At 74.5% G+C, this 24,652-nt stretch carries 28 protein-coding genes and 1 pseudogene; 20 read left to right on the top strand and 9 right to left on the bottom strand.

The genetic code is table 11. The annotated features are described in order from the left end of the window. Nucleotides 1–421: 421 nt before the first annotated feature. Nucleotides 422–1,927, top strand: coding sequence for a glutamate-cysteine ligase family protein (locus ACFZCF_RS26965; protein ID WP_388450063.1), 1,506 nt, complete (start codon nt 422–424; stop codon nt 1,925–1,927). Between the two features lie 102 nt (nt 1,928–2,029). Continuing rightward, nucleotides 2,030–2,830: a CPBP family intramembrane glutamic endopeptidase gene (locus tag ACFZCF_RS26970; protein WP_388450065.1), complete on the top strand. Its 801-nt coding sequence runs from the start codon at nt 2,030–2,032 to the stop codon at nt 2,828–2,830. Between the two features lie 90 nt (nt 2,831–2,920). Here the strand turns inward: ACFZCF_RS26970 and ACFZCF_RS26975 are convergent, their stop codons facing one another. Further along, on the bottom strand, nt 2,921–3,739 hold the full coding sequence (locus tag ACFZCF_RS26975) for a PhzF family phenazine biosynthesis isomerase (protein WP_391289396.1): 819 nt from the start codon (nt 3,737–3,739) through the stop codon (nt 2,921–2,923). Between the two features lie 159 nt (nt 3,740–3,898). Here ACFZCF_RS26975 and ACFZCF_RS26980 point away from each other — a divergent pair, with 159 nt between their 5' ends. Then, on the top strand, nt 3,899–4,534 hold the full coding sequence (locus ACFZCF_RS26980; protein WP_391289398.1) for a helix-turn-helix transcriptional regulator: 636 nt from the start codon (nt 3,899–3,901) through the stop codon (nt 4,532–4,534). Nucleotides 4,535–4,610: 76 nt separating this feature from the next. Here the strand turns inward: ACFZCF_RS26980 and ACFZCF_RS26985 are convergent. Both ACFZCF_RS26985 and ACFZCF_RS26990 read right to left on the bottom strand, forming a co-directional pair. Next, nucleotides 4,611–5,035, bottom strand: a pseudogene (locus ACFZCF_RS26985) (SRPBCC family protein); the annotation flags it as partial. A 70-nt stretch (nt 5,036–5,105) separates the two neighbouring features. After that, complete coding sequence (locus tag ACFZCF_RS26990; RefSeq protein WP_391289400.1) at nt 5,106–5,327, bottom strand: hypothetical protein; 222 nt, start codon at nt 5,325–5,327, stop codon at nt 5,106–5,108. A gap of 195 nt (nt 5,328–5,522) precedes the next feature. Between ACFZCF_RS26990 and ACFZCF_RS26995 the strand changes: the two genes are divergently transcribed. From ACFZCF_RS26995 to ACFZCF_RS27005, 3 genes are all read left to right on the top strand, one after another. After that, complete coding sequence (locus ACFZCF_RS26995) at nt 5,523–6,146, top strand: Clp protease N-terminal domain-containing protein (protein WP_391289402.1); 624 nt, start codon at nt 5,523–5,525, stop codon at nt 6,144–6,146. A gap of 91 nt (nt 6,147–6,237) precedes the next feature. After that, the gene (locus ACFZCF_RS27000) at nt 6,238–7,236 is read left to right on the top strand and encodes a DMT family transporter (protein WP_388450074.1); all 999 of its coding nucleotides are present in this window, start codon (nt 6,238–6,240) and stop codon (nt 7,234–7,236) included. A 198-nt stretch (nt 7,237–7,434) separates the two neighbouring features. Next, nucleotides 7,435–8,442: a DMT family transporter gene (locus ACFZCF_RS27005; protein ID WP_388450076.1), complete on the top strand. Its 1,008-nt coding sequence runs from the start codon at nt 7,435–7,437 to the stop codon at nt 8,440–8,442. Nucleotides 8,443–8,472: 30 nt separating this feature from the next. Here the strand turns inward: ACFZCF_RS27005 and ACFZCF_RS27010 are convergent, their stop codons facing one another. Further along, the gene (locus ACFZCF_RS27010) at nt 8,473–9,126 is read right to left on the bottom strand and encodes an FMN-binding negative transcriptional regulator (RefSeq protein ID WP_391289405.1); all 654 of its coding nucleotides are present in this window, start codon (nt 9,124–9,126) and stop codon (nt 8,473–8,475) included. A 10-nt stretch (nt 9,127–9,136) separates the two neighbouring features. Next, entirely contained in the window at nt 9,137–9,841 is a 705-nt protein-coding gene (locus ACFZCF_RS27015) for a pyridoxamine 5'-phosphate oxidase family protein (RefSeq protein WP_391289407.1), read from the bottom strand. 49 nt (nt 9,842–9,890) lie between these two features. Between ACFZCF_RS27015 and ACFZCF_RS27020 the strand changes: the two genes are divergently transcribed. Next, complete coding sequence (locus tag ACFZCF_RS27020; protein WP_391289409.1) at nt 9,891–11,225, top strand: aminotransferase class I/II-fold pyridoxal phosphate-dependent enzyme; 1,335 nt, start codon at nt 9,891–9,893, stop codon at nt 11,223–11,225. Between the two features lie 19 nt (nt 11,226–11,244). Here ACFZCF_RS27020 and ACFZCF_RS27025 read toward each other — a convergent pair whose 3' ends face one another. Then, nucleotides 11,245–12,270, bottom strand: coding sequence for an EamA family transporter (locus ACFZCF_RS27025; protein ID WP_391289411.1), 1,026 nt, complete (start codon nt 12,268–12,270; stop codon nt 11,245–11,247). Between the two features lie 73 nt (nt 12,271–12,343). On the opposite strand from ACFZCF_RS27025, the gene ACFZCF_RS27030 reads away from it, so the two are divergent. Next, entirely contained in the window at nt 12,344–13,246 is a 903-nt protein-coding gene (locus tag ACFZCF_RS27030; RefSeq protein ID WP_391289413.1) for a LysR substrate-binding domain-containing protein, read from the top strand. Between the two features lie 53 nt (nt 13,247–13,299). Here ACFZCF_RS27030 and ACFZCF_RS27035 read toward each other — a convergent pair whose 3' ends face one another. Continuing rightward, complete coding sequence (locus ACFZCF_RS27035; RefSeq protein WP_391289415.1) at nt 13,300–13,767, bottom strand: pyridoxamine 5'-phosphate oxidase family protein; 468 nt, start codon at nt 13,765–13,767, stop codon at nt 13,300–13,302. Nucleotides 13,768–13,861: 94 nt separating this feature from the next. Here ACFZCF_RS27035 and ACFZCF_RS27040 point away from each other — a divergent pair, with 94 nt between their 5' ends. Beyond that, nucleotides 13,862–14,515: an isochorismatase family protein gene (locus ACFZCF_RS27040; protein ID WP_391289417.1), complete on the top strand. Its 654-nt coding sequence runs from the start codon at nt 13,862–13,864 to the stop codon at nt 14,513–14,515. Nucleotides 14,516–14,537: 22 nt separating this feature from the next. Here ACFZCF_RS27040 and ACFZCF_RS27045 read toward each other — a convergent pair whose 3' ends face one another. Continuing rightward, entirely contained in the window at nt 14,538–14,957 is a 420-nt protein-coding gene (locus tag ACFZCF_RS27045) for a Rieske (2Fe-2S) protein (protein ID WP_388450090.1), read from the bottom strand. Nucleotides 14,958–15,134: 177 nt separating this feature from the next. Between ACFZCF_RS27045 and ACFZCF_RS27050 the strand changes: the two genes are divergently transcribed. Together ACFZCF_RS27050 and lepB are read left to right on the top strand one after the other, a co-directional pair. Then, complete coding sequence (locus ACFZCF_RS27050) at nt 15,135–16,244, top strand: AraC family transcriptional regulator ligand-binding domain-containing protein (protein WP_391289419.1); 1,110 nt, start codon at nt 15,135–15,137, stop codon at nt 16,242–16,244. A 115-nt stretch (nt 16,245–16,359) separates the two neighbouring features. Continuing rightward, entirely contained in the window at nt 16,360–16,971 is a 612-nt protein-coding gene (lepB, locus tag ACFZCF_RS27055) for a signal peptidase I (protein WP_391289421.1), read from the top strand. A 101-nt stretch (nt 16,972–17,072) separates the two neighbouring features. On the opposite strand, the gene ACFZCF_RS27060 is transcribed toward lepB, so the two are convergent. Continuing rightward, nucleotides 17,073–17,690 (bottom strand): TetR family transcriptional regulator, encoded by a 618-nt coding sequence (locus ACFZCF_RS27060; protein ID WP_388450097.1) that lies wholly within the window; start codon nt 17,688–17,690, stop codon nt 17,073–17,075. A gap of 209 nt (nt 17,691–17,899) precedes the next feature. Between ACFZCF_RS27060 and ACFZCF_RS27065 the strand changes: the two genes are divergently transcribed. The 9 genes from ACFZCF_RS27065 (at nt 17,900) to ACFZCF_RS27105 (ending at nt 24,590) form a co-directional block, all read left to right on the top strand. Then, nucleotides 17,900–18,580, top strand: a complete 681-nt coding sequence (locus ACFZCF_RS27065) for a DUF6230 family protein (protein ID WP_391289423.1) — start codon at nt 17,900–17,902, stop codon at nt 18,578–18,580. A gap of 140 nt (nt 18,581–18,720) precedes the next feature. Continuing rightward, nucleotides 18,721–19,248: a DUF6114 domain-containing protein gene (locus tag ACFZCF_RS27070; RefSeq protein WP_391289425.1), complete on the top strand. Its 528-nt coding sequence runs from the start codon at nt 18,721–18,723 to the stop codon at nt 19,246–19,248. Next, nucleotides 19,245–20,030 carry a DUF6230 family protein gene (locus ACFZCF_RS27075; protein ID WP_388450103.1) on the top strand — a complete coding sequence of 262 codons (786 nt, stop codon included), beginning with the start codon at nt 19,245–19,247 and terminating at the stop codon, nt 20,028–20,030. The genes ACFZCF_RS27070 and ACFZCF_RS27075 overlap by 4 nt, the downstream gene beginning before the upstream one ends. Continuing rightward, nucleotides 20,024–20,440 carry a DUF6114 domain-containing protein gene (locus ACFZCF_RS27080; RefSeq protein WP_388450105.1) on the top strand — a complete coding sequence of 139 codons (417 nt, stop codon included), beginning with the start codon at nt 20,024–20,026 and terminating at the stop codon, nt 20,438–20,440. Before ACFZCF_RS27075 ends, ACFZCF_RS27080 begins: the two co-directional genes overlap by 7 nt. Next, nucleotides 20,437–21,066, top strand: coding sequence for a hypothetical protein (locus ACFZCF_RS27085; protein WP_388450107.1), 630 nt, complete (start codon nt 20,437–20,439; stop codon nt 21,064–21,066). Before ACFZCF_RS27080 ends, ACFZCF_RS27085 begins: the two co-directional genes overlap by 4 nt. Continuing rightward, a complete protein-coding gene (locus ACFZCF_RS27090) occupies nt 21,063–21,767 on the top strand; it encodes a DUF6230 family protein (RefSeq protein WP_388450109.1) in 705 nt (234 codons plus the stop codon). The genes ACFZCF_RS27085 and ACFZCF_RS27090 overlap by 4 nt, the downstream gene beginning before the upstream one ends. A gap of 184 nt (nt 21,768–21,951) precedes the next feature. Beyond that, nucleotides 21,952–23,136, top strand: coding sequence for an alcohol dehydrogenase catalytic domain-containing protein (locus tag ACFZCF_RS27095; RefSeq protein ID WP_391289428.1), 1,185 nt, complete (start codon nt 21,952–21,954; stop codon nt 23,134–23,136). A gap of 234 nt (nt 23,137–23,370) precedes the next feature. Beyond that, nucleotides 23,371–24,210, top strand: a complete 840-nt coding sequence (locus ACFZCF_RS27100; protein WP_388450113.1) for a HipA family kinase — start codon at nt 23,371–23,373, stop codon at nt 24,208–24,210. Next, nucleotides 24,207–24,590, top strand: coding sequence for a DUF3037 domain-containing protein (locus ACFZCF_RS27105; RefSeq protein ID WP_388450115.1), 384 nt, complete (start codon nt 24,207–24,209; stop codon nt 24,588–24,590). The genes ACFZCF_RS27100 and ACFZCF_RS27105 overlap by 4 nt, the downstream gene beginning before the upstream one ends. Nucleotides 24,591–24,652 lie beyond the last annotated feature (62 nt).

The raw sequence follows: 24,652 nt of genomic DNA on the forward strand, positions 1-24,652 counted from the left end.
GGGGGCCACGGGTCGTGGCCGTACGCCGGCGCTCTGCCTCGTCCGCGGAGTTTATACGACACGTGTTCAGAGATTGTTTCCGCTAGACCCCGCCGATATTCCTGACAAGGCGTCATCAGGTCGTATCCCGCGCGCGATGCGGCGGAATCGGAGCGGGGACAGGATCTCCGTCCTCACATTCCCCGGCGAGCCGGACGCCAGAATTCCGAAAGCCCCGACCCGGCCGCGCCGGGAGGCAATATGACATTGGTATATGTCCACGACCGGTCCGATGGCGGAGATCCCCGCGGGAGCCGGCAGGTTCGTACCAGACTATCCGTGGAGCGGCCGGAAACGCAGGCGTTGTCGATCAGTGGCGTGGGCATCATCGTCCGTACGCGCGGCCCCGCCCGGTGGCCGCCCACGCGGGAGGGAAGCCTCGATGGGGGAGAAGGTCGTGACGGACGGGTTCGGCCCGGCCGACCGGCAGCGCTACCGGCGCAAGCTCCAGCAGTGTCTGGCGGGGCTCGCCCGGCTCCTCGCGGAACAGCGCTTCGACCGACCGCGCAACCTCATGGGCGTCGAGATCGAACTCAATCTCGCGGGCTCCGACGGACTCCCGAGGATGCTGAACGACGCCGTCCTGGAAAAGATCGCCAGCACCGATTTCCAGACCGAACTCGGAATGTTCAACCTGGAAGTGAACATCGCCCCGCGCCGGCTCGGGGGCCACGTTTTCGACCGGCTCGCGGAAGAGCTGCGCACGGGCCTGGGATATGCCGACCGGCAGGCCGCCGAACTCGACGCCGGGGTCCTCATGATCGGGATACTGCCGACCCTCACCCAGCGCGACCTCGTCTTCGAGAACCTTTCCGGGGCCGACCGCTACGCCCTGCTCAACGACCAGATCCTGGTCGCCCGCGGGGAGGAGATCACCGTCGACATCCAGGGCGTCGAAAGGCTCCGGCACACCTCGGAGTCGATCATCGCGGAGGCCGCCTGCACCTCCGTGCAGCTCCACCTCCAGGTGACGCCGGCCCGCTTCGCCTCCGTCTGGAACGCGGCCCAGGCGGCGGCCGGAGTGCAGATAGCCCTCGGCGCCAACTCGCCCTTCGTCTTCGGGCGGGAGGTGTGGCGCGAGTCCCGCCCGCCGCTCTTCACGCAGGCGACCGACACCCGTCCGCCCGAACTCCAGTCCCAGGGCGTCCGGCCGCGCACCTGGTTCGGCGAGCGGTGGGTGGACTCGGTGTACGACCTCTTCGAGGAGAACGTCCGCTACTTCCCCTCGCTGCTGCCGCTGTGCGACGAGGAGGACCCCCTGCGCGTCCTCGACGACGGCGGGGTGCCGCAGCTCAAGGAGCTCGTCCTGCACAACGGCACGGTCTACCGCTGGAACCGGCCGGTGTACGGCTGGGTCGACGGCGTCCCGCACCTGCGGGTGGAGAACCGGGTCCTGCCCGCCGGCCCCACCGTCACCGACGTCATCGCCAACGCCGCCTTCTACTACGGGCTGGTCCGCTCGCTCGCCGACGAGCCGCGCCCGCTGTGGAAGCGGATGGACTTCGCGGACGCCGAGGCCAACTTCGACGCCGCCTGCCGCCACGGCATCGAGGCGGAGCTGCGCTGGCCCCGGCCGGGGCGGGCGGGCGGCGTCGCGAGCCGGCCGGCCGCGCGGCTCGTCCTCGACGAGCTGCTGCCGCTGGCCGCCGCCGGGCTGGACGCCTGGCACGTCGACCCGGCCGACCGCGACTTCTACCTGGGCGTCATCGAGCAGCGGTGCCGCCGCCGGGTCAACGGCGCGTCCTGGCAGGCCGCCACCTTCCACCAGGCACTGGAGGGCGGCCTCGACCGGGACGCGGCCCTGGCGGCCACCACCCGGCGCTACCGGGCGCTGATGCTGGAGGGCGAGCCGGTGCACACGTGGCCGGTGGGGGTGGCGGGAGCCTGAGCCCGCCCTGGATGGCGTTCCGGGCGGGGCGTCGCGCATGATCGTCGTACGGGGGCCGCGGTCCGGTCCCCGGGACGGTCGTGACGCGAACGGGAGACGGGTGTGGTGGCGGAACAACGGGTGGTGGACACCGGCCCGCCCGGAGGCGGTCTGTCGCGCCGGGTGCTGGGCTCCGAGACCCTCATCGTGCTGGCGCTCTCCCTCGGCGCGAGCGCGGTCTCCTCGCTGATCAGCTTCGTCGGCTCGCTGACCCGGCCCGGCGCGCTCAAGGAGCAGGCGGCCACCCTCAACGGCTCGTACGCCCCCGGGCGCCCCTGGCTCGACCTCAGCTGGCAGCTCTTCGGCATCGCCACGGCGCTCGTCCCGGTGGTGCTCGTCGCCCATCTGCTGACGCGTGAGGGCTCCGGACCGCGGGCCATCGGCTTCGACCGGACCCGGCCCTGGCCCGACCTGGGGCGCGGAGCGCTGGTGGCGGCCGGCATCGGCAGCGCGGGCCTCGCCTTCTACCTCGCGGCCCGGGCCTCCGGCTTCAACCTCACGGTGGTCCCCGAGTCGTTGCCGGACGTGTGGTGGAAGTACCCCGTCCTGATCCTCTCGGCGATCCAGAACTCCGTCCTGGAGGAGGTCATCGTCGTCGGCTATCTGCTGCGCCGGCTGGACCAGTTGGGCTGGACGCCGATGCGCGCCCTGGTGGCGAGTTCGGTGCTGCGCGGCTCGTACCACCTCTACCAGGGCATCGGAGGCTTCATCGGCAACATGGTGATGGGCGCCGTCTTCGTGCTGCTCTACCGCCGCTGGGGTCGGGTGGGGCCGCTGGTGGTCGCCCACGCGCTGCTCGACATCGTGGCCTTCGTCGGCTACGGGCTGCTGGCCGGGAAGGTGGACTGGCTGCCCACCGTGTGAGCGTGGGACGAGGCGGGGCCGGAGGGGCGTACGGAAGGATCGTGCGCCCCTCCGGCGTTCCGGGCGGAGACTGCCGGCGTTCCGGGCGGGTCAGGCGTGCAGTTCGCCCTCGATGACCGTCACGGCGTGTCCGGTCAGCAGGGTGCGGTCGCCGCGCAGTCGGGTGCGGACCAGGCCGGTGCGGGCGCCGCCCTGGAAACCGGTCAGCTCGTCGCGGCCGAGGCGGGCCGACCAGTACGGGGCGAGCGCGGTGTGGGCGCTGCCGGTGACCGGGTCCTCGTCGATGCCGACGGCGGGGAAGAAGCCGCGCGAGACGAAGTCGTAGCCGCCCTCGGGGTCGCCGGCGAGAGCGGTCGCGATCACCCCGCGCGTGGCGAGGGCCCGGAGCGCCGCGTGGTCGGGGGCGAGGCCGCGGACGGTGGCCTCGTCGCGCAGCTCGACGACGAGGTCGCCGATGTGGGCGGCGGTGTCGTGGACGGCGACGATCTCGGCGCCGAGCGCCTCCGCCAGGCCGTCCGGGACCGGGACCGGGGTGAGCGAGGAGGTGGGGAAGTCCATGGTGATGCCGCCGTCGGCCCCGGTGACGGCGCCGAGGACGCCCGAGCGGGTGGCGAAGCGGACCGGTCCGGTCGTGGCGCCGGTGGCGTGCAGGACGTGGGCGGTGGCGAGGGTGGCGTGGCCGCACATGTCGACCTCGGTGGTCGGGGTGAACCAGCGCAGCGCCCAGTCGGCCTCGCCGCCGGCGGGCAGCGGGTGGGCGAAGGCGGTCTCGGAGAGGTTGACCTCGGCGGCGACCTTCCGCAGCCAGTCGTCCTCCGGGAAGGCGGTGGCGGAGTCGAGGAGGAGGACTCCGGCGGGGTTGCCGGAGAAGGGGCGGTCGGTGAAGGCGTCGACGATTCGGATGCGCATGGCACGGACCGTACCCGCGGGTGGAGGCGGCGGGCGCAGGCCAATCGGGGATCCCTGGCCCGGTCCGCGACAGTCGGCGCCTTGCTCGACGAACAGTTCCGATATATCGTTGAAGCATCGCGACAGTTCGTCGATGAATCCCACGGAAGGAGCGTTGCGATGCGTACTCATGGACACGGTCACGGTCACGGACACGGCTGCGAGGGCGGCGCCGGGCGCGGTTTCGGCGGGCCCGGACCGGGGGGCGAGTTCGAGGGGCGGCGTGCCGCCTTCGGGCCCTTCGGCCCCGGTTTCGGCGGCGGTCCCGGCTTCGGCGGCGGCCCCTTCGGGCGCGGCCGCGGGGGCGGCCGGGGAAGGGCGCGCCGCGGTGACGTGCGCGCCTCGATCCTGGCGCTGCTCAACGACCGCCCGATGCACGGCTACGAGATGATCCAGGAGATCGGGGAGCGCAGCGGCGGGGCCTGGAAGCCCAGCCCCGGCTCGGTCTACCCGACCCTCCAGCTGCTGGAGGACGAGGGGCTGATCGTCAGCGCGAGCGAGGGCGGCAAGAAGCTCTTCTCGCTCACCGACTCCGGACGCGAGGAGGCCGAGGCCGGCGCCGAGGCGCCCTGGGAGGAGGTCGGTCGCGGTGTCGACCGGGAGGCGATGAACGAGGTCCGGCAGGCCGGCTTCGGGCTGATGGAGGCCTTCGGTCAGGTCTGGAGGACCGGCAGCGCCGAGCAGCGGAGGAAGGCCGTGGAGGTCATCAACGAGGCCCGGAAGAAGCTGTACCTCATCCTCGCCGACGAGCACTGAGCCGGTCGGTGCGGAGGGAGGGGGAGGGTCCCTCGCTGGTGTGCCGCCGAGGGGCCCTTCCGTGTGTGCGGGGTCGGGCGACCGGTCCGGCGAGCTTGCGCGGCGACTCGTTCAGGGCCGCCGTTGCCGAGTCCTTCAGCCTGCCGGCCATCAGGGAGACCGCCGCTCCGGTGAACTCGCCGTCGATGCGGACCGTCGTCCCCCCGTCCGCGTCCGCCAGTGAGTAGCGGGTTCCGACCGTCTCGCCCATCGGGCCCTTGCCGCGGATGGCGAGGATCCGGCCGTCGTCCAGCTCCTCGACCGTCCACAGCACCTCGGCCGGGAAGCCCATGAGCTTCGTTTTCTCGGTGAAGGTGGAGCCGGCGGTCAGCGTCTCGGGGCCGCCGTGCGGGAAGCCGGTGTGGGTGGCGTTCCACTCCCCGTACGAGCCGAGGTCGACGAGGCGTTCCCACCCCGTCCGGCCGGTGCCTCGATCCGTGCCTCCGCGGTGACTTCGGCCATGACGACCACCCCTTCACGCGTGCCCGCTGGGTTCTCGTGTCGCGGAACGTAGCCGGAGGAGCGTGAACATTCAATACTGATGAACCGTCAGTTCCGCGGTGGCCGGACCCGTACCGCCGACCCACCGGATCTCGGCCGCGTCGAAGCAGTCCGAGACCCGCGGACCGCCGTCCTCCTCGTGGCAGTGGAACGCGGCCCAGAACAGATCGCCCGGCAGCGCCTCCCGGGGTGCGTACACCCGGTACACGAACTGCCGGCCGTCACGCGCGGGGAGACCGACCATCCAGAACACATGGGAAGGACGCTCGACGGCGGCTCGTGGTTGCGGTCGGGGCGCGAGGCAAGGCGGCGCGCGCCGGTCGAGCAGGATCAGCCGGATCTCCTCCCCGAGGAGGAGGAGTCGCCCGGGTACGCACGACTCCGGTGGGACGCGGACATGGTTCTCCCGTGTGATGACCCGCGCGGGCGCGGCTGATGAGGTGGGAGGGTGCACCCTTCCGTCCCGTCCCGCCCCTTCGCGCCCCCGGCTTCCGTCGGCCCGCCGCCGCTCCTCGCCACCGTCCTCGGTGCCGCCCGCCGCCGGGCCCTGCGGGACGGCGACCGCCAGGTCGACACCGCCCATCTGCTGCACGCCCTCGTCGAGTCCGACCCCGCGACCCGCGCCGCCTTCGACGGCGAGGAGCGGGTCGCCCGGGTCCTCGGCTACCTCGTCCAGCGCTCGATCGGATACGGGCTCCGCTGGCAGCGCTCCGCCGAGGGCGACGCCGCCCCGCGTCCGCTGCCCGCCGTACGGGCCGGGGAGGATGCGCGCCGTCGCACCTCCCGCTGGTCGCCCGCGGCGGCGGCCGCCCTGGAGGAGGCCCTGCGGCGGGCCGCCGCGCGCGGCGAGCGGCAGCCGCACGGCCTCGACCTGCTGGCCGGGCTCGCCGCCGACCCCGCCAGCCGGGCCGGCGAGGTGCTGCGGCACGCCGGGATCGACCCTCCGGCGCTCGGCGCCCGCGCCGCGGCGCTCGCCCCGGTCGTCGCGCCGCGCGGGTCCGCGGCCGACGTGCTCGACGGCGAGGGGCCGGCCGCCGGGGAAGGGGTGGCGGAGCAGATCGCGGAGGGGTGAGTTCCGAGGCGGGGGCGGGTTTTCCCGGGGCGCCGTCTCAACAGGTGCGACAGGGGTTACGCGCCTGACCGGCTCCTGTCATCATGGCCCGATGCACGCGTCTCAGGGGAGAAGCGCCGGCCTGGGACTCGCCCTGGCCTCGGCCTTCGCATTCGGTGGTTCGGGAGTGGCGGCCAAGCCGCTGATCGAGGCGGGGCTCGATCCGCTCCACGTCGTCTGGCTCCGGGTGGCCGGCGCCGCGCTCGTCATGCTGCCCGTGGCCTGGCGCCACCGGGACCTGCTGCGCCGCAAGCCCGGCCTCCTGATCGGTTTCGGCCTCCTCGCCGTCGCCGGCGTCCAGGCCTTCTACTTCGCCTCGATCTCCCGGATCCCGGTCGGCGTCGCCCTCCTCGTCGAGTACCTCGCCCCCGCCCTCGTCCTCGGCTGGGTCCGCTTCGTCCAGCGGCGGCCGGTCACCCGCGCCGCCGCCCTCGGCGTGGTGCTCGCCGTCGGCGGTCTCGCCTGCGTCGTCCAGATCTGGTCCGGACTGAGCTTCGACCTCCTCGGACTGCTGCTCGCGCTCGCCGCCGCCTGCTGCCAGGTCGGCTACTTCGTCCTCTCCGACCAGGGCGCGGACGAGGCCGAACCCGCCGATCCGCTCGGGGTGATCGCGTACGGACTGCTCATCGGCGCGCTCGTGCTCACCGCGGTCGCCCGCCCTTGGGGCATGGACACCTCCGTCCTGACCGGCCGCGCCGACCTCGGCGGGAGCTCCGTGCCGGCCTGGACGCTGCTCGGCTGGATCGTCCTGATCGCCACCGTCCTCGCCTACGTCACCGGCGTCGTCTCCGTGCGCCGGCTCTCGCCGCAGGTCGCCGGGGTCGTCGCCTGCCTGGAGGCGGTCGTCGCGACCGTCCTCGCCTGGGTGCTGCTCGGCGAGCACCTGGCCGCCCCGCAGCTCGCCGGCGGCGCGCTCGTCCTCGTCGGCGCCTTCATCGCCCAGTCCACCGCCCCCAAGGCCTCGCCCGGCGGGCCGGTCGCGGGTTCCGACGGCGAGGGCCTCCCGGCGGGACACGAGGCGAGGTTGTCCGGGGAAAGGACCGCCCCGTAGGGTGACGGCCATGCACTCGACCGTACTTCCGCCGCCCGTCGCCTAGCGCGCGCGGCTCCTTCCTCCCGAAGACGACCGACCGGGCTCGGGGGGCGACCTCACGCCCCCGAGCGGGCCGGCGCTGCCCGCGCGCGGAGCAGGCGACCACCCTTCACCCCGGTCCGTCCGCACGGACGACCGTCTTCACGGAGAAACCGCGTGTCGAACCCCCAGTCCCTCCCTGCCGCGCACCCCGTCCCCGTCGGACGGAGCCTGGTCTACCTCGTCGTCGCCGGCGTCGCGTGGGGCACCGCCGGCGCCGCCGGCTCCCTCGTCTTCCGGAACAGCGACATGGGCCCCCTCGCGCTCTCCTTCTGGCGCTGCGCCGGCGGACTCCTGCTGCTCCTCGCCGTCCCGGCGCTGCGCCGGCTGCGGAAGCGGCGGCCGCGCCCGTCCGGACGCACCGGCGCGGCGGTCGCCGAGACGCGCCGGACGCGGCTGATCCGGATCGTCGCCACCGGCGTCGGGCTCGCGGTCTTCCAGACCGCGTACTTCGCCGCCGTCGAGTCCACCGGGCTCGCCGTCGGCACCGTCGTGACCCTCGGTGCCGGGCCCGTCCTCATCGCGGTCGGCGCGCGCGTCACCATGGGCGAGCGCCTCGGCCTCGGCGGCCTCGGGGCCGTCGTCGGCGCGCTCGCCGGGCTCGTCGTCCTCGTCCTCGGCGGCGGGGGAGCGGAGGTCCGGCCCGCCGGGGTCGGGTACGCGGTGCTCTCCGCCGCCGGATTCGCCGCCCTCACGCTGCTGACCCGGTGGCTCGGCCGGGATGGTGCCGGTGAGGCCGGCTCGCTCGCGAGCACCGCGTGGACCTTCGGGGTCTCCGCGCTCGTCGTGCTGCCCCTGGCGGTCGTCGAGGGGCTGCTCCCGCACACCGAGGACATCGTCCGGCTGCTGCTCCTGCTGCTGTACGTGGCGGCCATCCCGACCGCCCTCGCCTACGCGCTGTACTTCGCGGGCGCAGCGGTCGTCCGGGCCGCCACCGTCTCCGTGATCATGCTCCTGGAGCCGGTCAGCGCCGCGCTGCTCGCCGTCACCCTCCTCGACGAGGAGCTGACGGCCACCACCGTGCTCGGCACCGTGCTGCTGCTCGCGGCGGTCACCGGGCTCGCCCTCGCGGAGGCCAGGACGGCGGCGGAGCGGCGCAGGACCGTCGAGCCCGCGGCGGTGTAGCCGCCCCCGCCGACCGCGCGGGCCGACGCCTCAGCCGTCGGCCCGCGAGGCCAGCCGGCGGAGCTGATGGGCCCGTGCGGCGAGGTCGCCCGGCCCGGCCCGTTCCGCGAGCCGGGCCGCGACCCGGCGCTGCACCTCGGGCGCCTTGTTGCCCGCGTACTTGAACTTGGCGCGCACCTCCGCCACGTCCAGGACCAACCCCCGGATCCCGGCGAGCATCCGCCCGAAGGGGGCCTCGCCGGGCGCGACCGGCGCGGTGCCGCCGTCCGGCTGGAAGTGGCCGACCTGCCGGTTCAGCAGCTCCGCCTTCTCCGCCGGGTCGTCCACCACGCGGGCGACGCAGTGCAGCTGCACGGCGGCGTAGTACGAGGTCGGCGTCCCGTGCTCCGGCGGCGTGCCCTCGGGTGCGGTCCAGGTGCCGGGGACGTACACGTAGTCGTCGACGACGCTGAGCAGCACCCGGTGGTTCGCCTCCAGGGCGCCCCACAGCGGGTTGGGGCGGGCGAGGTGGGTGAGGACGCGGCCGTACGGGCCGGGCTCCGGCTCGTACCGGAAGTGCGCGGGCTGCACCAGGGGCGGTTCGCCGGGCAGGCCGTTGACGGCGATCTGGCCGAAGTCGTGGCGGGCGAGCCACTCCCGCCACTCGGTCTCGTCGGCGGCGGCGTCCCAGGGGTGGATGAGCATCGGGTGGTCCTCAGAGCGCGGTCAGGTAGGCGGGCAGGGCGATCGACGGGTCCAGGTCCGCCGACGGGACGGGGGTGCCGGTGCGGGGAGCGACCGGGACCACGCCCGCCCAGTGCGGCAGGTCCAGGTCCGCGGGGTCGTCGTGGGGGCCGCCGGTGCGGATCTTCGCCGAGACCTCCTCCAGGTCGAGCCGGATGACGGCGGTGGCGGCCAGTTCCCTGGCGTCGGCGGGCCGCGCGTCGGCGGCGCGGCCGGGGAGGACCTGGTCGACGAGCGCGTCGAGCGCCGCGCGCAGCTCCTCGGGGTCGGTGACCTGGTGGGCGGTGCCGTGGACGACGACCGAGCGGTAGTTGAGGGAGTGGTGGAAGGCGGAGCGGGCGAGGACCAGGCCGTCGACGTGGGTGACGGTCAGGCAGACGGGGAGACCGGGATCCGCGGTGGCGGTGGCGGCCTTGGCGGCGGCGGCCATGCGGAGCGGGCGGGAGCCGGTGGAGCCGTGGACGTACAGCCGCTCGCCTATCCGGCCGTAGAGGGTCGGGAGCACGACGGGGGCGCCGTCGCGGACGAAGCCGAGGTGGCAGACGTACCCCTCGTCGAGGATCGCGTGCACGACCGCCCGGTCGTAGGAGCCGCGCTTCCGGGAGCGGGTGGGCACGGTGCGGTCCGTGGGGGTGTAGCGGTCGTCGGTGGAGGTGTGGCCGTCGATGGCGCTCATGCTTCTGCTTCCCTTGCCCCTCTTATTGCACTAGTGCATAATGTCGTTTGTGCTAGGAGAATATCGGATCGAGGGTCGTCGCGCATCGGAGATCGCCGCCAGCGTGGAGCGGGGGGTCGGGACCGGGGCGCTGGAGCCGGGGCATGTGCTGCCCCCCATGCGGGAGTTGGCGGCCGCGCTGGGGGTGAACCCGAACACCGTCGCCGCCGCCTACCGGACCCTGCGGGAGCGCGGGGTCATCGAGACCGACGGGCGGCGCGGCAGCCGCGTGCGCCCCCGGCCGGCCACCACCGCGCGCAACTCGCTGCGCGTCGAGGCGCCGCCGGGCGTCCGGGACCTCAGCGGGGGCAACCCGGACCCGGCCCTGCTGCCGCCCCTCGGCGAGGCCTTCGCCGAGGCGGCCCGGCGGTACGCGGTACGGCCCGGCCTGTACGGCGAGGCGCCCCTCGACCCCGACTTCGCACGGCTCGCCCGGGCCGCGTTCGACGCGGACGGGGTGCCCGACGGGCCGGTCGGCGTCGCCTCCGGCTCGCTCGACGCGATCGAGCGGGTCCTCGCCGCGCACCTCAGGCCCGGGGACGCCGTCGCCGTCGAGGACCCCGGCTGGGGCAGCCTCCTCGATCTCGTCCCCGCCCTCGGGCTGCGTCCCGTCCCGGTCGCCGTCGACGACGACGGGCCGCTCACCGACCGGGTCGAGCAGGCGGTCACGCGCGACGGCGCCCGCGCGGTGATCGTCACCGACCGGGCGCAGAACCCCACCGGTGCCTGCCTCGGCGCGGAGCGGGCCGCCGAGCTGCGGCGGGTGCTCGCCGCGCACCCCGGGGTGCTGCTCGTCGAGGACGACCACGGCCACGGCATCGTCACCCGTCCGCTGCGGCCGCTCGCCGGCGTCACCGACCGCTGGGCGCTCGTCCGCTCGGTCGCCAAGGCGTACGGCCCGGACCTGCGCATCGCCGCCTTCACGGGCGACCCCGAGACCGTCGACCGGGTCCTCGGCCGGCAGCGTCTCGGCCCCGGCTGGGTCAGCCGCCTCCTCCAGCAGGCCGTCGTCCACCTGTGGACCACGGGCGCGGTCGACGCCGAGACCGTCGCCGACGCCTACGGGGAGCGGCGCGACGCCCTCGTCCGGGCGCTCGCCCGGCGGGGCGTCGAGGCGCACGGGCGCAGCGGGATGAACGTCTGGGTGCCCGTCGCCGACGAGACCGGCGCCGTCGCGCGGCTGCTCGCGGCCGGCTGGGCGGTCGCCCCCGGCGCCCGCTTCCGCATCGCCTCCGGACCCGCCGTCCGCCTCACCGTCTCCCCCCTCGCCCCCGACGACGTCGACCCCCTCGCCGACGCCGTCGCGGCGGCCGCGGGCCCGGCCCCGGCCCGCAGCTACGGCTGACGGCGGCCGTCCCGACGGGTCACGTCACCGTGGAGCTCGGCAGCCTCGGCTCCGCCGGGTTCCCCGCGGCGGCCGCGGCGGGGGCCGGCGGGGTGCTCGCGACCGGCTGGGACAGCGCGGGCGCGGGCGCCGTGCGGCGGGAGGCGCGGGTCTGGGTGAGGGCGGCGCCCAGGAGGACGACGGCGGCGCCGACGGGCGTGTTCCAGGCGAGGTGCTCGTCCAGGAAGGCGACGCCCGCCGCCGTGGCGATGACGGGGATGAAGTACGTGACCATCGAGGCCGTCGTCGGCCCGACCTCCGCGACCACGCCGTACTGGAGCAGCATCGCGTAGCCGGTGCCGAGGGCGCCGAGGGCGATCACCGCGAGGAGCGGCAGGAGTTCGACCGAGTCCGGGAGCGTGGTGAAGAAGGGGGTGACGAGCGCCAGTTGCAGGGTGGCCGTGCCGACCTGGGCGGTCGCCAGGGACAGGTGCGAGGCGCCCGTGCCGCTCAGGGTGCGGCGCACGTAGATCCAGCCGACCGCGTAGCTGAAGGAGGCGAGCAGGGCCAGCGCCGTGCCCGTGACGTCGAGGCCCGAGAAGCCCTGCCACGCGCCGAGCACCGTCAGGACGCCGACGAAGCCGATGCCGAGGCCCGCCGCCCGCACCCGGGTGGGCCGGTCCTCCGAGAGCGCCACCAGCGACAGGACCATGCCCCACAGCGGGGTCGTCGCGTTGCAGATCCCCGCCAGCGTCGACGGGATCGTCAGCTCCGCGTACGCGAAGAGCGAGAACGGCAGCGCGTTGAGCAGGAACGCCGCCACCGCCAGATGCCCCCAGGTCCGGGCGCCGCGCGGCAGCCGGTCCCGCTTCGCGACGAGGGCCAGGGCCAGCACCGCCGTACCGAACAGCAGCCGGCCGAAGGTCACCTGGAAGGGCGCGAAGCCGTCCGTGCCCACCTTGATGAAGAGGAAGCTGAAGCCCCAGATCAAGGCCAGCAGGCCGAAGCGGACGCGCCAGTCCAGGAGGGGCGAGGGGGAGCGGGTGGGGACGGCTTCTCGGGTCATGCACTCAGGGTGACGGCGGCGATCTCGTAGGACAAGCGAGATTGTGTCGACCCTTTCGCTTAGCATTGCTTACATGTTGAACCTGGAGCGCCTGCGCACCCTCGACGCCGTCGCCCGGCACGGCTCCGTCAGCGCCGCCGCCGACGGTCTGCACGTGACGACCTCCGCCGTCTCCCAGCAGCTGTCCAAGCTGGAGCGCGAGGTGGGCCAGCGGCTCCTCGCCAAGAACGGGCGCGGGGTCCGGCTCACCGACGCCGGTCTGCTGCTCGCCGAGCACGCCGCCCGGATCCTCTCCCACGTCCAGCTCGCCCAGGCCGACATCGAGGCCCGGCGCGGCCAGGTCGTCGGCGAGGTGCGGCTCGTCGGCTTCCCGACCGCCGCCCGCGGTCTCTTCCCCGCCGCCCTCGCCGCGCTGCGCGCCCGCCACCCCGACCTGCGGGTCCGCACCGCCGAGTTCGAGCCCGAGCAGGGGGTCCGGGCGGTGCTGCGCGGCGACGCCGACCTGGCGATCGTCCTGGACTGGAGCAACCGCCGGGCGCCGGTCCCCGGCGAGCTGGAGCGGGCCCATCTGCTCGACGACGCCGCGGACGTGGCCCTGCCGGCCGGCCACCGGCTCGCCGACCGGGAGGCGGTGGACCTGGCGGACTTCGCCGACGAGGAGTGGGTGTCGTGGCCGGAGGGCGAGTTCTGCCACGACTGGCTGATGTTCACCCTCCGCTCCCAGGGCATCGAGCCCCGCATCGCGCACTTCGCCGGCGAGCACCACACCCAGCTCGCGCTGGTCGCCGCAGGGCTCGGCGTCTGCGTCACGCCCCGGCTCGGCCGGCCGCATCCCGAAGGGGTCGTCTGCGTGCCCGTACGCCAGCAGGTGCGCCGGCACATCTACGCCACCTGGCGCACCGACGCCGGCCGCCGGCCCTCCTTGCGCGCGGTCGTCGAGGCGCTGCGGGAGGCGGGGCATCCGCACGCCGACTGACCCCGGCCTCGGAGCGGGGACCCCGAGCGGTGTCGGGGCGCCGCTCCCCGCGTCTACGGCGTCGCGAGCTTGCGGAAGTCCCAGGAGGCGACGGCGTCGGGGGTCAGCCGGAGCCAGGCGTGCCGGCCGTCGTGCGGCATGGCGTCGAGGCCGAAGTACTTCGCCGCGAAGAGGCGCTCCACCGGGTCGAGTTCCGGGCACCGTTCACCTGTGCGCGGGGCCTCGCCGACGAAGACCGCCGTCCCCGACAGCTCGGCCCCGCGCAGGTCGCCGTACTCCTCGCCGTCGTCGACCAGGACCGAGATCCTGGGGTCCGCGCTCAGCTCGGCCCAGCGGCGGCTGCGGGTCAGCGAGTACAGCCAGAGCGAGGTGCCGTCCCAGGCGTACCACAGCGCGCTGAGGTGGGGGCGGCCGTCGGCGGAGACGGTGGCGACCCGGCAGGTGCGCTGCTCGGCGAGGAAGGAGTCGAGATCCTCCGGGGACATCATGATCCTGCGGCCATGGCGCTGCGCGACGGTCATCGTCCGCACCCTTCTGGGTTTCTGATGAGACGTCAGAAATCATGGGTCCCTCTTGCGCACCCGTGCAAGAGGCGGGCGGACGCGAGGGGCAGCGATGGGACGCGGGGAAGAGCGCGACGAGCGGCTCGGCCCGGACGGGGCCGTCCTGCTCACCGTCGAATGCCGGCGAGGGGTCGTCGGCGTGGAGAGCGCCCTGCCGAAACTCGCCGCCGTCGCCCGGAGGTCGGGGGCCCTCGCCAACGTGGCCCGGCTGGTCGACGCCACCCACGGCGTCGGCGTCCAGGTGGTGCACGCCGTCGCCGAGCGGCGACCCGGCGGGCGCGGCTCCAACGGCAACGCCCGCCTCTTCCGGGCCGCGGCCCGGCTGCCCGTGCGGCAGAACCGCGGCTCCACGGCGGTACGGATCGCGGAACCGATCCAGGTGGCCGACGAGGACCTGGTGGTGCGGCGGCTGCACGGCCTCTCCCCGCTGGCCGGCACCGGCCTGGACGCGCTGCTGCGCAACCTCGGCTGCCGGACCCTCGTCGTGACCGGGGTCTCCGCCAACGTGGCCGTGCCCAACGCCGTCTTCGACGCGGTGAACCTCGGCTACACCGCCGTCGTGCCCCAGGAGGCCATCGCGGGGGTACCGGCCGACTGCACCCCCGCGATGATCCGCCACACCCTCTCGCTCGTCGCCACCCTCACCACCACCGACGCGCTGCTCACCGCGTGGCAGGCACCGAGGCGGCCCTCCGCCCGCCCGTGAGGGACGGGTGGCGGGGTGCCGGTCAGCCGAAGGAGATGTCCTCGCCCTTCACCTCGATCGGCTCCGGCGGCAGGGACGTCGTCGCCGGGCCCCCCTGCACGCTGCCGTCCGAGATGTCGAACCTGCTCTGATGGCACGGGCAGACGATGGCGCCGTCCTTCACCTCGCTCACCGCGCACCCCGCGTGCGTGCACTTCGACGAGAAGGCCTTGAACTCCCCGGCCTTCGGCTGGGTGATGACGACCCCCTTGCCGGCCAGGACCTTGCCACCGCCCACCGGGATGTCCCCGGTCTTGGCGAGCGGGCCCTCCGGAACGCCGTCCGCGCCGCCCGTGCCGGTGTCGCCCTCGGAGTCCGTGCCGCCTCCGCAGGCGGTCAGCGCCGCCGCCGCGAGCCCCGCCCCGCCGGCCGCGACCACGGTCCGCCGTGCCACTCCGCTCATGCCTGCCCCTCTCGATGCGCCGCTGGAGTCCTCCGGAAGCGACGGTAGACGGAGTTCCTGTGACGTGGGCCCTCTTCGGCGCAGAGTCCCCCCAACGGCCTTACAGTTCACATTAGAGTGTCCGAATCTGGACAACCATCAGGCGAAGTGTCAACGCGCCGAACGGAGGCGACGGGCATGCGGACGGGATCGGTCGGCGCCCACCACGTACGGGCCGTCGTCCTCGGCGCCGAGCGGCGCGGGGTGGACACCGGGCCGCTGCTCGCGCGCGCGGGTCTCTCCCCCGACCTCCTCTCCGTCCACTCGGCGGACCGGGTCCCCGCCGCGCGGTTCGGCCGCCTCGTCCGGCTGCTCTGGGCGCGCCTCGACGACGAGCTGCTCGGCTTCGGCGGTGCGCCCACCAAGGTCGGGTCCTTCGCGATGATGGGCCACCTCGTCGTCCACGGCAGCCGCGACCTGCGCGAGGCCCTGCACCGGGCGCGGACCTTCTACTCCCTCTTCCCCGGCGGACCGAGCTTCCGGCTCGTCGAACCGGCGCCGGCGGGGGAGCCCGGCGGCCCCGACGAGGCGCGGCTCGAATTCGACGTCTCCGGTTACGACGACCCCCTGCACTTCGGCGCCGAGGCCACCGTCCTCGTCGCCCACCGCTTCGCCGGCTGGCTGGTCCGCCGCCGGATCGGGCTGCGCCGGGTCGAGTTCGCCCACGCCGAGCCCCACCACTCCGCCGAGTACGCCCTGCTCTTCGGCGCCCCCTGCGTCTTCGGCGCCGGGCGCACCGCCGCCGTCCTCGACCGCGCCGACCTCGACGAGCCCGTGCTGCGCGACGCGGCGGCGCTCCGGGACTTCCTGCGCCGCGCCCCCGACGGCGTGCTGGTCTGCTCGGAGTGGGGCAGCACCGTCACCGGGCGGGTGCGCCATCTCATCGGGCGGGCCCTGCCGACCGGACCCGTGCCCACCCCCGAGGAGCTCGCCGAACGGCTCTCGGTCAGCCCGCAGACCCTCCGCCGCCGACTGGCCGCCGAGGGCACCACGTACCAGCGGCTGCGCGACCAGGTGCGACGCGATCACGCCTTCGCCGAGCTCGCCGCGGGGCGGGTCTCCATCGAGCGGCTCTCCCGGCGGCTCGGCTTCTCCGAACCCAGCGCCTTCCACCGGGCGTTCCGCCGCTGGACCGGCGAGACCCCGCGCGCCTACCAGCTCCGCGGGATCACCGCGCCGGGACCGGGGCCGGGGCCGGGGGCAGGGCCTGCGCCTCGACCCTTGTCGACGCGCGGTCAACAAGGCTGAGCGGTACGGTCACGGACCCCGCCCGCCGCCCGGCCTACCGTCCCGCCATGACCGAATGCGACCGGTCCGGGGCCGTACCGCGCCCCGGTCGACACGGCGGCCGAAGGGGTCGCCGATGAGGGCGGGGCGCGTCCTCGGCGCCGTCCTCGGGACCGGGACCCTGCTCTGTCTCCTCGCGGGCGTGGCCGTGACCGCCCTCGGCGTCCGGGTCGACGGGTCCAGCATGGACCCGACCCTGCGCCCGGGCGACCGGGTCCTCGTCTCGCCGGGCTCGGAGGGGCGGGTGGACCGCTTCGACGTGGTCCTGCTGCGCGGCGGCCGACAGGACTCCCTCATGGTGAAACGGGTGATCGGCCTGCCCGGCGACCGGGTGGCCATCGTGTCGACCGGCGCGGAACCCTTCCAGGTCCTCCTCCAGGAGGGCGGCACGGGACCCGTACGCCGCGTGGTCGCCGCCCAGTGGAACGACCGCGCCCACCGGGCCGGCGCCTGCTGCTCGCCGGAGGGCACCCGGTCGGCGCGCGCGGAGCTGCGGACCGTGCCCGAGGGCGGCTTCTTCTACCTGGGCGACAACCCGGACCTCTCGGACGACTCCCGGCAGTACGGCTGGGGCGCGATCGACCGGGTGGAGGGGAGGGTCGGGGTGCGGGCGTACCCCCTCACCACCGCGCCGGGACTCGGCAACCGGCCCGTCCTGGAGGAGTACGAGGGGCCCCCGCCGCCGTAGGAGCGGGAGCGGGAGCAGCGGCAGGGGAGCCGAGCCGGAGTCGGCCGTCGGGCCGGGACCGGCCGTCGGGTCGCGACCGGAGTCGGCGCGGCGGCGCGGGGTCAGGCGCGGGTGGTGCCCGCCGGGAGGCGTTCCGCGCCCGTGCTGAGGGCGACCCGGACCGTCGTGTCCGCGATGCGGCGGGCCGACTCCTCGGGGGAGGCGGCGGACTGCACCACGTGGCTCGCCGTCAGCCGGACCGCCGTGTCCACCGCCAGCTCGCGCGCGACCGGGTCGATCGAGGGCCAGGTCTCCGCCACGTACGTCCCCAGCGTCGTCGTCGCCAGGTCGAAGGCGGCGGCGGAGCGGGTCGTGAGATAGGGGAGGAGGCCGCCCTCGCCGGTGCTCGTCAGCATCGCCCGGATGAGCGGGTTGCGGCGGGCCAGCGTCAGCGTGAAGCCGACGGCCGCCTCCACGGCCGCGCGGAGGTCGCCCGGGTGGGCGTCCAGGCCCTGCTGGATGCCGACCAGGCAGCGTTCCAGCTCGCGCCGGAAGAGCGCCTCGCCGACCGCCTCCTTGGAGGCGAACTCGGAGTACAGCGTCTGCCGGCTGACGCCCACGTCGCCGGCGAGGTGGGCCATGCGCAGCTTGTCGAAGCCGTGCTCCGCGACGCGCTCGAAGGCGGCGTCGAGGAGCCGTTCGCGCAGGAGTGTCCGGACCGTCTCCCTGAAGCGTGCCATCGCGCCAGCCTAGAGCAGCGCCGGAACCCCTCAGAGCGGTGACAGAACTACTGAGTTTGTCCGCACTCTTGACACAACTTCTCGTAGTGTCCAATTCTCGAACGGGCAGCCGCAGAATGTATTCCGTCCGCGGCAACCGGCCCCGGACGCACGGCTGTCCGTCATCCCACCCCGCGCCCCCGGCGCGGACCCACGGTTGGAGAACCCTCATGCAGAACGAGCCCAGAGGCGTCACCCGCTGGCGGAGATCGGCCTTCCTCGCCGTCCCCGCCGGCGCGGCGGTCGCGGCCATGGCCACCGCCATGGTCCAGGGCGCCCTCGCGGCGAACCTCTCCCTGACCAGCGTGCCGTTCACCCTCAGCTCCAAGACGGTGGCGGCCCCGCAGGGCATCGGCGCGGTCATGCACACCATCGACGCCGGCGGCCCCAAGGGCGCCGCCCAGGTCGGCATCGCCAAGGCCGGCCTCGACGGGATCTGCGTCCACGCCACCCAGTCGGTCGCCCTCCCGGTGATCGGCAGCCTCGGCACCTGGTCGCTCAACATCTCCTCGCCCGCCGCCGCGACCCCGCTCACCAGCGACCAACTGGCCAACGGCGCCGGACTCCAGGCGAACAAGCTCGTCCTCGACGCCCAGGCGCTCAAGGCGGCCAAGGCCACCCTGAACGCCGGCGACGCCACCCCGAACGTCATCGGCGCCGCGGCCGACGGCGCCGGCATCAAGGCCACCGGCATCCAGGACGGCGCCGCGGGCCAGTTCGGCCTCGACGCCACCGGCGGCCGCACCGACATCAGCAACCTGAACGCCGACGCGAACGGTGCCACGATCGCCGGGGCCATCACGCTCCCCGACCTCGCGATCGCCATCAAGCACGGCGACACGGGCTGCTGACACCCCCTCCGCACCACATGAGCCCCACCGCACGACGGCACCACCGCACGACCCGGACCGGGACGGCGCGCCACCGCGGGGCGCGCCGCCCCGGACCGGCCCACCGCCCGCCCCTTCCGGACCGCTCCTGCGAGGCCCCCGTGACCAGCACCGATCCACCCGCCCCCGAGGCACCCGAGGCACCGCCCCTCCAGCCCTCGCCCGCCGAGGCCACCGGGCCCCGGCCCTCCGCCCCCGCCCGCGCCCGCCGGGGCTTCCGCCGCTGGCGCCGCACCCGCCCGTTCTGGGCCGCGCTGTGGATGACCCTCGGCGGCTTCGTCATCTTCTTCCTGCCGATGGCACCGCTCGGCCGGATCCTCCAGGTCGGCGTCGGCGGCATCGCCGGCATGGCGGGCGGCATCGTCATCATGGCGATGGCCCTGCTCGTCCTCACCCTGCCGAGCCAGCGCCACACCGCCGGAACGATCGCCGTCATCGCGGGCGTCGCCTCGTTCCCGCTCTCCAACCTCGGCGGCCTCTTCATCGGCATGGGCCTCTCCGTCCTGGGCGGTGCCATGGCCTTCGCCTGGCTGCCCGAGAAGCCCGCCAAGCGCCCCGGCCGCCTCGCGCGCCGACGCGACCGCGCCACCGACGGGACCCCCGTGTCCGTGGGGAGCGGCTCCGCATGAACCCCCTCCACGCAGCGCCCCGCACGACGGGCGGACCGCTCGCCCGACTCGGCGCCGAAGGCGTCCGCGCCGCCGCCGGATGGAACGCCCGGATGCTCGCCGAGGCCGCCGACGGCACCCGGCGCGGCACCCGCTGGGGCCGCGGCGCCCTCGCCCTCGTCCCCTCCTGCCTGGTGATCGGCGCGCTCGGCGCGGCCCTCGCGCAGGGCGCCCTCGCCGCCAACTTCAGCGTCACCGGTCAACCGTTCACCCTCACCTCCAACGGCGTCTCCGGAAGCGGCTTCGGCGCCATCGTCAACACCCCCTCCGTGGGCCGCCCGGACGGCACCACGACGACCGACACCGCGATGGCACGCGTCGGTTTCGCCAGCGCGGGACTCGCCGGACTGTGCGGGATCGTCCACCAGTCGATCGGCGGCGTGCCGTACTCGCTCCTGCTCACCGGCGGCCAGCCGGTGACCGCGACGCCGCCCGCGAGCTTCACCACCGACATCGACGCCTCCAACCTCTACATCCAGGCCACCGAGCTCCAGGCCTACGGCCCCACCACGCTCCAGAACGCGGTCCTCGGGCAGTCCGCCGACCAGGTCACCGTCGCCGGCAAACCGCTCACCGGCGCTCTCCCCGGCGGCTTCGGCCTCGGCTCGGCGGGCGGCGAGGGCGGCAGCTCCATCCGGCTGCACGGCCTCAACGCCACCGCCTACGACGCCGAGATGGCCGGAGCCCTGGTCCTGCCGAACCTGAAGCTCAGGATCGTCGCCGGAAAGGCCACCACGTGCTGAGCCGGACCCGGGCGGCGTACATGTGGTTCCGGGCCTTCCGGCGCACCCGCCCCTTCTGGGGCGCCGTGTGGATGGTCGCCGGCGGCTGGACCGTCCTCAAGTTCTCGCTCAGCTCCGTGCAGCTCATCGTCAGCACCGGCTTCGGCGGCGTCGCGGGCTACCTCGTCGGCGGCGGGATGATCCTCTGCGGACTCGTCCCGCTCGCCGCACCCCGCCAGCGGTACACCTTCGGTCTCATCGGCTGCGTCCTCGCCGTGGTCTCCCTCGTCGTCTCCAACCTCGGCGGCTTCCTCGTGGGCATGGCCCTCGGGGTCCTCGGCGGCTCGATGATGATCGGCTGGGGCGCCAAGCGCCCGCGCGGAGCGGTGCGGGCCGCCGCCGGAGCCGTACCCGAGGCGGTGGAGGGATGACGGCCCGGGCGGGCGTACGGGGGCGGCGCAAGGCGGTAGCCGTCGTCGCCGCGCTGCTGCTCGCCGTGGCCACCGCGCTCGTCTCCGGCCGGCCGAGCAACGCCGCCGGCCGCCCGCCCGCCGCCGTGGAACCCCTCGGCATACCCTTCCTGCCCAGCCCGTACCCGCTCCGGGTGAGCATCGACAGCATGGTCGCCGTCTCCCTGACCGTCGAGAAGAACGTCACCATCCGGCTGTCCGACGGCACCACCGTCGTGACGAACAAGTACACCTTCACCAAGCTGAAGATCCGCTCCCACATGAACGTCACCCAGCGGGCCGACGGCCACACCCTCGTCATCGACGTGCCGAACGAGGGCTCGCTCGGCGGCTACGACAGCGCCGGCAAACCCGAGACCACCACGATGTGGGGGAAGATCGACCGCGTCTGCGTCCGCGTGATCTTCCAGATCTGCGAGGTCCAGGGGCTGCTCGACTTCTTCGGCTCCCTCATCCCGCTCACGGCCGGAGCGGAGGAGTTCGAGGGCGACATCTACGCCATCCGGACCGTCGACGACCACGCCGCGCTCGACTCCACCGACAACCCCGTCCACCTCCCCGGAACGATCACGGTGACCACGCCATGAGCAGCTCCGCACCGCTCCGCCCCGAAGGGCGCACCCACTGGCGGCGCGCCCTCGCCGTCGCGGCCCCCGCGCTCCTCGCCGCCGGCGGGCTCGGCTCGGCGATGGCCACCGGGGCGCTCGCCGTGGGCCTGAGCGTCCAGGACCGGCCCGTCGACTTCACCACGAGCAGCCTGTACGGCACCCAGTACGGCGCCGCCGTCGTCGACCAGGCGGTCGTCCGCCCCGACGGCACGGCCGGCAGCGTGCGGGTGCTGCGGATGGGCTTCGCCGACGGAGTGCTCAACGGGCTCTGCCTCAGCCGGCGCCAGCAGATCGCGGGAGCCACGTACACCCTGCTGCTCACCCTCGGCGACGACGACCCCGGCTCCTGGGAGATCCGCACCCGCAACACCGTCCTCGACCTGAGGAACGCCACCGGCGAGCTCGACATGGACGGCATCGTCGACCTCAACGTCAACGGCGCCGACGTCCGCACCGTCAAGGACGCCTCCGGCGCGTACGTGCCGAACCCCCTCGGCGCCCCGCAGCACCGCTTCGGCATCCAGGCCCGCTACGCCAAGTTCGACCGGATCACCGGCACCGCCCAGGACTTCCAGATCCCCGGCCTGCTCACCACGCCCCGGCTCAAGCTCTCCGTGAAACCCGGGGCGGTGGCCTGCCCCGCCCCCGCCGCCCCCGTCGGGACCCCGGGCACGCCCTGACGGACGGCCCGGGCCCGCGCCGTCCCCGCCCGGACGTCGGCGTTTCCGAACCGGGGGCGCCGGGACGAGTGAGCCCCGGCCGAGGGGGCATGCGCAGACCGGGTGCGCACCCCACAAGGCCGTCGCCCGGCTTCCCCCCCTCCGGGCGGCGGCGCTCGGCCGTTCCACGGAAAGGGCGTACGCCATGAAGGCCGTCACATGGCAGGGCCGGCGGAAGGTGTCCGTCGAGACCGTGCCGGACCCGCGGATCCAGGAACCCACCGACGTGATCGTACGGATCACCACGAGCGGGCTCTGCGGCTCCGACCTGCACCTGTACGAAGTGCTCGGACCGTTCCTCGACCCCGGCGACGTACTCGGCCACGAGCCCATGGGGGTGGTCGAGGAGGTCGGGCCGGAGGTGCGCCGGCTCGCCCCGGGGGACCGGGTCGTGGTGCCGTTCAACGTCTCCTGCGGAACCTGTCCGATGTGCGAGCGCGGCCTGCACTCGCAGTGCGAGACGACCCAGGTGCGCGCCTACGGCTCCGGGGCCGCGCTGTTCGGCTACACCAAGCTGTACGGGCAGGTGCCGGGAGGCCAGGCGGAGTACCTCCGGGTCCCCTTCGGCGACACCCTGCCCATCCCCGTCCCCGAGGGGCCACCGGACGACCGCTTCGTCTACCTCTCCGACGTGCTGCCCACGGCGTGGCAGGCCGTCGAGTACGCGGACGTGCCGCCCGGCGGCACGGTCGCCGTCCTCGGCCTCGGACCCATCGGCGACATGGCCGTCCGCATCGCGGCGCTGCGCGGCGCAGGCCTCGTCATCGGCATCGACCCCGTGCCGGAACGACGCGCCCGCGCGGCGGCCCGCGGCGTGCACGTCCTCGACCCGACCGACTCCGACGCCGGACCGCTCGAACGGGTCCGCGACCTCACCGGCGGACGCGGTCCCGACGCGGTCGTCGACGCCGTCGGGATGGAGGCCCACGGCGCCCCGGTCGCCCGCGGCCTGCAGTCGGCCGTCGCCCTCCTGCCGGACGGCGTCGCCCGCGGGCTCATGCGCCGCTACGGCGTCGACCGGCTCTCCGCCCTGCACCTGGCCGTCGAACTCGTGCGCCGCGGCGGGACGGTGTCGCTCGCCGGGGTGTACGGGGGACAGGCGGACCCGATGCCGCTCCTCACGATGTTCGACAAGCAGCTGACGCTCCGCATGGGGCAGGCGAACGTGCTGCGCTGGGTCGACCAGCTGCTGCCGCTGCTGACCGACGACGACCCCCTGGGCGTCGACGACTTCGCCACCCACCGGCTGCCGCTCGCGCAGGCGCCGGACGCGTACGAGATGTTCCAGAAGAAGAACGACGGAGCCGTCAAGATCCTCTTCAAGCCCTGACGGACCCGACGCGCCCGCCGCCCGTGATCACCCTCGGTTACTATGCTCTCTTCATGCCGGAGACCGGCGCAGGGGCGCGGCACCCCCGACGCACGGCTCGGGGAGCGGGAAGACCGGCACGCCGGCCGGGACTCTCCCGACGCCCGTCGGCGCCGTCGACCGGTGGCTCCGCCTCCGCGCCCCGGAGCAGACGTCCGTGGCGCAAGGGGCTGAAGAGATGGGTGGCCTGGGAAAGTGTTGGAAGAGGTCGTAGCGACCCGCTATGTCACGCCCCTGCGTGAGGGCGGCTCGCTCCCGGGGATCGTCGAGGCCGACGATCTCGGCACGTACGTCATGAAGTTCACCGGCGCCGGGCAGGGGCGCAAGACCCTCGTCGCGGAGGTGATCTGCGGGCAGCTCGCCCGGCGGCTCGGGCTGCGCGTGCCCGAGCTGGTGACCCTCCAGCTCGACCCGGTCATCGGGCTCTCCGAGCCCGACCAGGAGGTGCAGGAGCTGCTCAAGGCGAGTGGCGGGCTCAACCTCGGGATGGACTTCCTGCCCGGCTCGCTGGGCTTCGACCCGCTGGCGTACGAGGTCGATCCGGCGGAGGCCGGGAAGGTCGTGTGGTTCGACGCGGTGATCAACAACGTCGACCGGTCCTGGCGCAATCCGAACATGCTGGTCTGGCACGGCGACCTCTGGCTCATCGACCACGGCGCCACCATGATCTGGCACCACAACTGGCCGGGCGCCGCCGCCTCGGCCGCCAAGCCGTACGACGCCTCCGACCACGCCCTCGCCCCCTTCGGCCCCGACGTGGCCGCGGCCGCCGCCGAACTGGCGCCGCTCGTCACCCGGGAACTGCTCGACGAGGTGGCCGCCGACGTGCCGGACGCGTGGCTGGTCGACGAGCCCGGTTTCGACTCCACCGACGCCCTGCGCGCCGCGTACGTCGAGGCGCTGCTGCCGCGCGCCGCCACCATCCACGAGCGGATCACCCTCGGCCCCCGCACCGACCGCCGCCCGCAGCAGCCGCCCGGCTGGCTCGCCGAGCGCCTCGCCCCCCGCCCCGCCGAGAAGGACGCCACCACGTGACCGACCGCGATGTCTTCGAGTACGCGCTGCTGCGCGTGGTGCCGCGCGTCGAGCGCGGCGAGTGCTTCAACGCGGGCGTGGTCGTCTACTGCCGCGCCCGGTCCTTCGTCGCCGCCCGCACCCACCTGGACGAGGCCAAGCTGACCGCGCTCGACCCGGCGGCGGACGTCACCGGTGTCCGCGCCGCCCTGCGGGCCGTCGAGGGCGTCTGCCTCGGCGGCGACGCGGCCGGGCAGGCCGCCGGGGACGACGCGGGCCGGCGCTTCCGGTGGCTGATCGCGCCGCGTTCCACGGTGGTCCAGCCGGGCCCGGTGCACACCGGCCTCACCGGGGACCCCGAAGCCGAGGTGGAACGCCTGCTCGATGTCCTGGTCCGTTAGGGCCTGTCCCAGGGGACGCCGTCCCTCCGCCGGGTGACGGCGGAGTGACGGGGTGCACCCGG

It is taken from the genome of Streptomyces sp. NPDC007945 (assembly GCF_042958885.1).
In the GTDB taxonomy this organism is placed as follows: Bacteria; Actinomycetota; Actinomycetes; order Streptomycetales; family Streptomycetaceae; genus Streptomyces.